This is a genomic window from Mycobacterium sp. 1245499.0 (assembly GCF_001673615.1).
Taxonomy (GTDB): Bacteria; Actinomycetota; Actinomycetes; order Mycobacteriales; family Mycobacteriaceae; genus Mycobacterium; species Mycobacterium europaeum_A.
Map to the genome: position 1 here is coordinate 1 of NZ_LZMG01000223.1, position 9,295 is coordinate 9,295.

A 9,295-nucleotide genomic window follows, 5' to 3' on the forward strand; every position below is an offset into this window, starting at 1 on the left:
TGCCGATCCCGGAGCAATTGGCACCGGTCAGCAGCGATGCCGGCACCGACTACTACGAGATCACCCAGCAGATCTCGCACTTGCGCATACTGCCCGAGTTGACCACTGCGGCATGGACGTACAACACGACTTTTCCCGGCCCCACCATCGTTTCCCGGTCCGGCCGACGAGCCGTGGTGCGGCATCGCAACGCTCTGCCGGTGCCGGTCGTGGTGCATCTGCATGGCGGGCACACCCCGCAAGACCACGATGGATACCCCGTCGACTTCATCCTGCCCCAAGGCGATCAATCCAGTGCGGATGGCATGACGCGCAATAGCGTTGTCGGACAGCGTGAATACGTTTATCCGATGAACCAGCGGGCCGCTACCTTGTGGTACCACGATCACCGCATGGGGTATACGGGCGCCGCTGTGTGGCACGGCCTGGCCGGTTTTCACGTGATCCATGACGATGAGGAAGACGCATTGCCGCTGCCTCGCGCCGAGCGCGACATTCCGTTGATGATCACCGATCGTGCCTTCGCCGCCGATGGCTCCTTTCGGTACCCCGCCGCGGACGGCGGCGGAGTAACCGGCGACTACATGAATGGCGTCCTCGGTGACGTCATCCTCGTCAACGGCGCGCCGTGGCCGGTGTTGGAGACCGACCCCGCCCGCTATCGCTTGCGGCTACTGAACGCATCCAACGCCCGTCGCTATCGACTCCAGTTAGACCCACAGCCGCCCGGCGGGTCGGCGCTGGTGCAGATCGGCAGTGATGGCGGATTGCTCGCGCGACCGGTCGGCCACGATTTCATCGACATCGCTCCGGCCGAACGCTTTGATGTCGTGGTCGATTTCAGCCGGTACCGGCGCGGCACAAGCGTGCGCCTGGTCAACCTGCTGGGTACCGAAAACGCCGGTGAGGTCATGCGATTCGACATCGTCGGCGCCGACCGCTCCGATGAGTCGGCCATCCCCGAACTGCTCAGCAGTAGCGCAGCGGGTCTTAACCGACACGATGCCGTGGCCACCCGCACGTTCCTCTTCCGCCTCGGAAGAGGGGGCGCGTGGACGATCAACGACCTGTCGTATCAACCGGGCCGGGCGCTGGCGCGTCCCAAGCTCGGTACCGCAGAGATCTGGCGGTTCATCACCGAATTCCACCATCCCGTCCACGTGCACCTCAACCCGTTCCAAGTGATCTCACGCAACAATCGCGCACCGGGACGGTTCGACTTGGGCTGGAAGGACACCGTCGACGTCCGGCCGGCCGAGGCGGTCGAAGTCCTCATCCGATTCACCGACTACACCGGTTCCTACCTTCTGCATTGCCACAATCTCGAGCACGAAGACATGGCCATGATGGCCGACTTCGTGACGGTGGATTAGCCGCGCGTTCCTTCCGCCCGGGCCCCATCACGCCTAGGGTCTGGCGTTATGGCGCTCAACGTGGAGATGCTGACCTTTGACTGTGACAACCCGGCGAAGCTGGCCGCCTGGTGGGCCGCCCAGTTCGGCGGCTCGACGCACGATGTGCTCGCCGGCGAGTTCACCGCGGTGACCTTTCCGGAAGGGCTGCGGCTCGGATTCCAGAAGGTGCCCGACCCGACGCCCGGAAAGAACCGCGTGCACCTCGATTTGAGCGCGGCCGACGTCGACGCCGAGGTGTCCCGACTGACGGCGGCCGGAGCGACCGAGGTCGGCCGGCACCAATTCGGCGACACCTTCCGGTGGGTGGTGCTGGCCGACCCCGAGGGCAACGTGTTCTGCGTCGTGCGTCAGTAGCGCTCGCTCAGCGCTGACCCAGGAAAGCCGGCTCGTAGCGGATCACGTTCTCCACCACGATCCCGTCGCGGGTGCGGACCCGGTCGATGCCCCGGATCTGAAACGGTCCGTCCGGGCCGGTGCCATGACCGACGTAGTGCAAGAACACGAGTTCCTCACCTTCGGCGGCAGCAGGGACGGTAGCGCTGTCGATCACCTCGAGTCGCAAATCGGGTGCAGCCTCCAGCAATTCGGCGATTTTCGCCGTATACGCCTCGATTCCCCGGACCGGCTCCGCATCGCCGGGCCAGTAGCCGACGATGTCCTCGGCGAGGATGTCGAAGCCGCGCGACATGGTGGGTGCGGCCCAGTATGCAGCGAAGACCTCGGCGCTGAACTTCGGCGCAGATTGGACGTCCGTCATGGTTCCTCCTTGGATCGGGCGCTCCGATCGAGCGCGTGCAGCAAGCGTGTCGCCGCGCAGTGCGGCATCGCAATTACCTGAGAGGTCATCGCCGTGAGCGCACAGACGTGGTTACCGTGGCCTGGTGAGTCAAGCGGCGGTCGGTGCCTTGTTGCGCGAATGGCGGACGCGACGGCGCGTGAGTCAGCTCGATCTCTCGCTGAGCGTCGGCGTCTCGGCGCGGCACCTGAGTTTCATCGAGACGGGACGCTCGCGCCCCAGTCCGGAAATGGTGCTCACCCTCGCCGACGGACTCGATATACCACTGCGGGAACGCAACACGCTGCTGCTCGCCGCAGGTTTCGCGCCGCGTTACCAATCGCGCCCGCTGGAGGACCCCGCCCTTTCCCCGGCTCGCGAAGCGGTGCAACGCCTGCTCGATGCGCACGACCCCTACCCGGGCATCCTCATCGACCGCTGCTGGAACATCGTGGGGACCAACGCCGCAGCCTCCGCGCTGACCGCCGGCCTACCCGAGGAGCTGCTGGGGCCGCCGGCCAACGTCTACCGGTTGTGCTTGCACCCCGACGGCCTGGCCGGACGCACCCTGAATTTCCCGGACTGGGCCGGCTACCTGCTGAACCAACTGCGGCGCACCGTCGCGCTCACCGGCGACCCGGGATTGGCGGCGCTCGACAAGGAGGTGCGCGACTACCCGGGTGTCGCTGCCGCGGCCGAAGCGCGGCGCACGCCGGAGAGCGCGTCGCTGCTCATTCCGTTCATCCTCGACGTCGGCGGGGGCCGACGGTTGTCCATGTTCACCACGCTGACGACGTTCGGGACGCCGCTGGAGGTCACCCTCGCCGAACTGGCCGTCGAATTGTTCTACCCCGCGGACACCGAAACCGCAGACCTGCTCCGCGGCGTCTAGGTCCCGCTATGCCTGCTGGGGCGGCGAGAGCGCCTGCACGCCGCCCAGCCCTAGACTGTCTGGCGTGACTGTCCCCGGGACCAGCGCGCCCACCCAGGCCATCGACACCGTCGAGCACGCCGCCACCACTCCCGACGAGCCGCAACCGTTCGCCGAGCTGGGCCTCAAAGACGACGAGTACCAGCGCATCCGCGAGATCCTGGGCCGTCGCCCCACCGACACCGAGCTGGCGATGTACTCGGTGATGTGGAGCGAGCACTGCTCCTACAAGTCATCCAAGGTGCACCTGCGCTACTTCGGCGAGACCACTACCGACGAGATGCGCACCGGCATGCTGGCCGGGATCGGCGAGAACGCCGGCGTCGTCGACATCGGCGACGGCTGGGCCGTCACCTTCAAGGTCGAATCGCACAACCACCCGTCCTACGTCGAGCCCTACCAGGGTGCGGCCACCGGCGTCGGCGGCATCGTCCGCGACATCATGGCGATGGGCGCGCGACCGGTCGCGGTGATGGACCAGCTTCGGTTCGGCGCGGCCGACGCGCCGGACACCCGCCGCGTGCTCGACGGCGTGGTGCGCGGCATCGGCGGCTACGGCAACTCGTTGGGCCTGCCCAACATCGGCGGCGAAACCGTCTTCGACGCGTGCTATGCCGGCAACCCCTTGGTGAACGCCATGTGCGTCGGCGTCTTGCGCCAAGAGGACCTGCATCTGGCCTTCGCCTCGGGCGCCGGGAACAAGATCATCCTGTTCGGGGCCCGCACCGGGCTGGACGGCATCGGCGGGGTGTCGGTGCTGGCGTCGGACACCTTCGACGCGGAGAACTCGCGCAAGAAGCTGCCCTCGGTTCAGGTGGGCGACCCGTTCATGGAGAAGGTGCTCATCGAGTGCTGCCTCGAGCTGTACGCCGGTCATCTGGTGGTCGGCATCCAGGACCTGGGTGGCGCTGGATTATCATGCGCCACTTCGGAATTGGCCTCTGCCGGCGACGGTGGCATGGCGATCCAGCTGGAGACTGTGCCGCTGCGCACCACCGGTATGACGCCCGCGGAGATCCTGTGCAGCGAGTCCCAGGAGCGGATGTGCGCGGTGGTCACCCCGGACAACGTCGACGCCTTTCTGGCGGTGTGCCGCAAGTGGGACGTGCTGGCCACCGTGATCGGCGAGGTCACCGACGGCGACCGGTTGCGGATCACCTGGCACGGCCAGACCGTGGTCGACGTCCCGCCGCGCACCGTCGCCCACGAAGGCCCGGTCTACCAGCGACCGGTCGCCCGCCCCGACACGCAGGATGCCCTGAACGCGGACAGGTCGACCCGGCTGCCACGACCGTCCAGCGGTGACGAACTGCGCGCCACTTTGCTTGCGCTGCTGGGCAGCCCGCACCTGTGCAGCCGCGCCTTCATCACCGAGCAGTACGACCGATACGTGCGGGGCAACACGGTGCTGGCCGAGCACGCCGACGGCGGCGTGCTGCGCGTCGACGAGTCCACCGGCCGCGGCATCGCCTTGTCGACCGACGCCTCCGGCCGCTACACGAAGCTGGATCCCTACGCCGGAGCCCAGCTCGCGCTGGCCGAGGCCTACCGCAACGTCGCGGTCACCGGAGCGGCCCCCGTCGGGGTGACCAACTGCCTGAACTTCGGTTCACCCGAGGACCCCGGTGTGATGTGGCAGTTCTCGCAGGCCGTCAAGGGACTCGCCGATGGCTGTGTGGCACTGGGGATTCCGGTCACCGGCGGCAACGTCAGCTTCTACAACCAGACGGGCTCGGCGGCGATCCTGCCCACCCCGGTGGTCGGGGTGCTCGGCGTCATCGACGACGTCGCCCGGCGTATCCCCACCGGCCTGGGCACCGAGCCCGGGGAAACCCTCATGCTGCTCGGCGAGACCCGCGACGAGTTCGACGGCTCGATCTGGGCCCAGGTGACCGCCGACCACCTGGGCGGTCTGCCGCCCCAGGTGGACCTGGCCCGCGAGAAGCTGCTGGGTGAGGTGCTGCGCTCGGCATCGCGCGACGGCCTGGTGTCCGCGGCGCACGACCTGTCCGAAGGCGGCCTCGCGCAGGCCGTCGTCGAAGCGGCCCTGGCCGGTGAAACCGGTTGCCGCATCGTGCTTCCCGAGGGCGCCGATCCGTTCGTGACGTTGTTCTCCGAGTCGGCCGGCCGCGTGCTGGCGGCGGTGCCGCGCACCGAGGAGAGCCGGTTCCGGTCGATGTGCGAGGCGCGGGGGCTGGCGGCGGTGCGCATCGGCGTCGTCGACCAGGCCTCCGACGCGGTGGAGGTGCAGGGCCTGTTCACGATCACCCTGGCCGAATTGCGCGAGACGTCCGAGGCGGTGTTGCCGCGGCTCTTCGGATGAGTGCTCGCGGCGAATCCTGATGTCCGACATGGCCTTTCGTCGGATCCGCGCCCTGTCGCTGGCCGCCGCCCTGGTCGGCTGGAGTTTCGTCAGTCCTAGGCTGCCGGCCAACTGGCGGACAGCGCTGCAGGCCGCGGTGGGTGGGCTGCTCGTGTTGGTCACGCGCGCTCCGCTGGGCCTGCGGCCGCCCCGGCTGTGGGCCGGCCTGTGCCTGGGCTCCCTGTTCGCCTGCTCGGCGGCGGCCACCGTGGCCGCGACGACTCAGCTGGCGTCGGTGCGCCGATCGATGGCCGGCCGCGAGCCGCCGGCGGCGTCGCCGGAGTGGCTGTTGCTGCGGATACCCGTGGGCACGGTGTGGTCGGAGGAGTCCGCCTTTCGCGGTGCGCTGGCCACCGCCGGCGCCGTCGCTTTCGGCGCACGCGGTGGGCGACTGTTGCAGGCCAGCGCCTTTGGTCTCTCGCACATCGCCGACGCGCGGGCGACGGGTGAGCCGGTGGCCGGCACCGTGCTGGTGACCGGGATCGCGGGCTGGCTATTCGGTTATCTGGCCGATCGTTCCGGCAGCCTGGCCGCACCCACGCTGGCGCACCTGGCCATCAATGAAGCCGGGGCGATCGCGGTGCTGGCGGTGCAGTCGTCGCGCCGCTGACGGTCAGGGATTGATGGTGTAGTCACCGAGTTGGCGGCCCCACACGAATTCCACCGCGAGCGGCGAACCGACCTCGAAGTGGTTGTAAGGAGCCATGCTTGCGCCGGTGTCCATCACCAAAAACGGCGCGGGCCACAGTTCCCGGGTGATCTTCTGCCAACAGCCCGGCCGTCCGCCCGGGCCGCCCCTGGCGTTGGTGCGGGGCAGGTTCTCCGGCCAGATATAGGGATTGGGCGCCCCCGCGATGGCGCCTGAGGCGTGGGCGCCCAGCGAGTAGCCGTTATCGCCCAGCGCGTTGTGGATTCTCGGCGCGACTTCGTCGAAGTTGTGTATGGTGCAGTAGATTTCGGGACTGTATTCGTCGAGCAGCTGGCTGCTGGGAACCAGGTCGACGGCGCCGCGGACGAAGAATGGCCCGCTGCGGCCCAAGACGTCGGCGCCGGCGTTGCCCAGCCCTGCGGCCGCCAGCAGCGCGGCGTCGAGGTCGCGGTGCCGCGAGTCGAGTGTGCGCGCGGTCGTCACCGCGTGGTCCAGCGCGTCCCACAGGTCGGGAGAGGCGTTCGCATATGTATCGTCCAGGGCCGCCAGCCGCCGAATGTCGTTGCGCAGGGCCGGCATCCGGGGGTTCAGGTCGTCGAGGACGGCATTGCCGTCGGCGAGCGAGGCACCGAACCGCTCGCCCATTCCGCTCAGCGCCTGGGCGGCGGCGCTGAGTGTGAGGTTCAGTTTGACCGGATCGACCTTCTCCGCGATCGAGGTGAGTGTCTCGAAAAGGGTGTTGAACTCGGTGGTCACCGATGTTGCATCTATCACCATAGACGGTGTGATCGTTTGTGCTGCAGGCTGTTTCGGTGCGCTTAAGGCAACATATTTGTTGCCGAACACCGTGGTCGCCTTGACGTCGGCGACCACGTTGGCCGGGATCCGCTTGACGTATTTCGGGGCGACGTCCAGGACTATCTTGGCGGCCGGCCTGCCGCCATGCGTGGTCTCCGAAATGCTGGACACTCGGCCGATCTGCACCCCGTTGTAAGTGACCTTGGAACCGGGATCCATCACCAGACCCGCCCGGGCGGCCACCATGGTCAACTTCGTGGTCGGCGTCAGGGCGCCGCGAAATTGCAGGTACAGAAGCGACCCGAGCAATCCCATGATCACGACCGTCACCAGGCCGGCGGTACGGTACGGCGGCCGCGCCCTTGGGCGACGGGGCTCCATGGTTTTGAGACCCTAGGGTATGGCCCCCCGCGACAAAGCCGATCCGGCCAAGGCCCGGCAGGCCGTGTTGGCGGTCGCGGAGTGGCTGCGCGACGAATCCGGTCCGCAGCCCGAGCGGCAGGAATTGGCGACGGCCGTCCGGCTCACCGCCCGCACCCTGGCCGCGGTGGCGCCCGGGCGCAGCGTGGAGTTGCGCGTCCCGCCGTTCGTCGCGGTGCAGTGCATCACCGGGCTCACGCACACCCGCGGAACACCGCCCAACGTGGTGGAAACCGACCCGCGGACCTGGCTGCTGCTGGCCATCGGGGAGTTGCCGTTCGGCGAGGCGCAGCGCACCGGTGCGCTGCGCCTTTCCGGCTCGCGAGCGGGTGAGATTGAACACTGGCTGCCGCTGTTCGATCTCGGCTGAACATAACCCTGAACTGCAGGTTTAGGTATTTGCGCTGGCATTTTGTCGCGCAACACGCCCGGCGGATTCGTCGGCGCGGCGGCGCTGCCCGTAGACTCCGTTACGTCACCAACCGTTCCCCGGGGAGCTGCCTAATCGTGACCGTCCAAGAACCCGAAGAGGACTTCAACGCACCCCGCGAAGAATGCGGTGTATTCGGAGTCTGGGCCCCCGGCGAGGACGTCGCCAAACTCACCTATTACGGCTTGTACGCGCTGCAGCACCGCGGCCAGGAGGCCGCCGGCATCGCCGTCGCCGACGGTTCCCAGGTGCTGGTCTTCAAAGATCTCGGCCTGGTCAGCCAGGTGTTCGACGAGCAGACGCTGGGCGCCATGCAGGGCCACGTCGCCATCGGGCACTGCCGCTACTCGACCACCGGCGACACCACCTGGGAGAACGCCCAGCCCGTGTTCCGCAACACCGCGGCCGGCACCGGGGTGGCGCTGGGACACAACGGCAACCTGGTCAACACCGCCGAGCTCGCCGCCCGCGCCCGCGACGAGGGGCTGATCGCCAAACGCGCCCCCGCACCGGCGACGACCGACTCCGACATTCTGGGCGCGCTGCTGGCCCACGGCGCGGCGGACGCCACCCTGGAGCAGGCGGCGCTGGACCTGCTGCCGACCGTGCGCGGCGCGTTCTGCCTGACCTTCATGGACGAGAACACGCTGTACGCCTGTCGCGATCCCCATGGGGTGCGGCCACTTTCGCTGGGACGGCTGGATCGCGGCTGGGTGGTGGCCTCCGAAACGGCGGCGCTCGACATCGTCGGCGCCTCGTTCGTCCGCGACATCGAACCGGGCGAACTGCTGGCGATCGACGCCGACGGCGTCCGCTCCACGCGTTTCGCCAACCCCACCCCCAAGGGCTGCGTCTTCGAATACGTCTACCTGGCGCGACCGGACAGCACGATCGCCGGACGGTCCGTCCACGCGACCCGGGTGGAGATCGGCCGCCGGCTGGCCCGCGAACGTCCGGTGGAGGCCGACCTGGTGATCGGCGTCCCCGAGTCGGGCACGCCCGCCGCGGTCGGATACGCCCAGGAGTCGGGCATTCCCTACGGCCAGGGGCTGATGAAGAACGCCTACGTCGGGCGCACCTTCATCCAGCCGTCGCAGACCATCCGCCAGCTCGGCATCCGGCTGAAGCTCAACCCCCTTCGCGAGGTGATCCGAGGTAAGCGACTCATCGTCGTCGACGACTCGATCGTGCGCGGCAACACCCAGCGTGCCCTGTTGCGGATGCTGCGCGAGGCCGGCTGCTCGGAGGCCGCCACCAGGCCGCGCAGCGAGATGTAGCCCAGCGAGTCGGCGCCGATGGCATGCCGCACCGCCTCGAGCATCTCCTTCTTGTCCTCGACCGCGTTGGCGATCAGCTCCGCCGGTGACGGGAAGTCGATGCCGTAGAAGCAGGGCCATTTGACCGGCGGTGAGGCGATCCGCACGTGCACTTCGACGGCGCCGGCCTCGCGCAGCATCCGCAACAGGGCACGCTGGGTGTTGCCGCGCACGATCGAGTCGTCGACGACGATGATTG

At 68.2% G+C, this 9,295-nt stretch carries 8 protein-coding genes and 1 pseudogene; 7 read left to right on the forward strand and 2 right to left on the reverse strand.

Going from position 1 to position 9,295, the window contains the following annotated elements; all coding sequences use genetic code 11:
* The first annotated feature begins 17 nt into the window (after positions 1-17).
* Positions 18-1,373, forward strand: a complete 1,356-nt coding sequence (locus tag A5646_RS12495; RefSeq protein ID WP_231998305.1) for a multicopper oxidase family protein — start codon at positions 18-20, stop codon at positions 1,371-1,373.
* A gap of 48 nt (positions 1,374-1,421) precedes the next feature.
* The gene (locus A5646_RS12500) at positions 1,422-1,769 is read left to right on the forward strand and encodes a VOC family protein (RefSeq protein ID WP_067021926.1); all 348 of its coding nucleotides are present in this window, start codon (positions 1,422-1,424) and stop codon (positions 1,767-1,769) included.
* A gap of 7 nt (positions 1,770-1,776) precedes the next feature.
* Here A5646_RS12500 and A5646_RS12505 read toward each other — a convergent pair whose 3' ends face one another.
* Positions 1,777-2,172, reverse strand: a complete 396-nt coding sequence (locus tag A5646_RS12505) for a nuclear transport factor 2 family protein (RefSeq protein WP_066865480.1) — start codon at positions 2,170-2,172, stop codon at positions 1,777-1,779.
* A 124-nt stretch (positions 2,173-2,296) separates the two neighbouring features.
* On the opposite strand from A5646_RS12505, the gene A5646_RS12510 reads away from it, so the two are divergent.
* The 3 genes from A5646_RS12510 to A5646_RS12520 all read left to right on the forward strand — a co-directional run bounded on the left by A5646_RS12510 (position 2,297) and on the right by A5646_RS12520 (position 6,093).
* Entirely contained in the window at positions 2,297-3,082 is a 786-nt protein-coding gene (locus A5646_RS12510) for a helix-turn-helix domain-containing protein (RefSeq protein WP_067021928.1), read from the forward strand.
* Positions 3,083-3,146: 64 nt separating this feature from the next.
* Entirely contained in the window at positions 3,147-5,444 is a 2,298-nt protein-coding gene (gene purL / locus A5646_RS12515; protein WP_067021931.1) for a phosphoribosylformylglycinamidine synthase subunit PurL, read from the forward strand.
* Positions 5,445-5,463: 19 nt separating this feature from the next.
* The gene (locus A5646_RS12520) at positions 5,464-6,093 is read left to right on the forward strand and encodes a CPBP family intramembrane glutamic endopeptidase (RefSeq protein WP_067021933.1); all 630 of its coding nucleotides are present in this window, start codon (positions 5,464-5,466) and stop codon (positions 6,091-6,093) included.
* A 3-nt stretch (positions 6,094-6,096) separates the two neighbouring features.
* On the opposite strand, the gene A5646_RS12525 is transcribed toward A5646_RS12520, so the two are convergent.
* Positions 6,097-7,311: an MCE family protein gene (locus tag A5646_RS12525; protein ID WP_067021935.1), complete on the reverse strand. Its 1,215-nt coding sequence runs from the start codon at positions 7,309-7,311 to the stop codon at positions 6,097-6,099.
* A gap of 19 nt (positions 7,312-7,330) precedes the next feature.
* On the opposite strand from A5646_RS12525, the gene A5646_RS12530 reads away from it, so the two are divergent.
* Complete coding sequence (locus A5646_RS12530) at positions 7,331-7,720, forward strand: sterol carrier family protein (RefSeq protein ID WP_067021937.1); 390 nt, start codon at positions 7,331-7,333, stop codon at positions 7,718-7,720.
* Positions 7,721-7,857: 137 nt separating this feature from the next.
* Positions 7,858-9,039: pseudogene (purF, locus tag A5646_RS12535) on the forward strand (amidophosphoribosyltransferase); the annotation flags it as partial.
* Between the last annotated feature and the right edge of the window lie 256 nt (positions 9,040-9,295).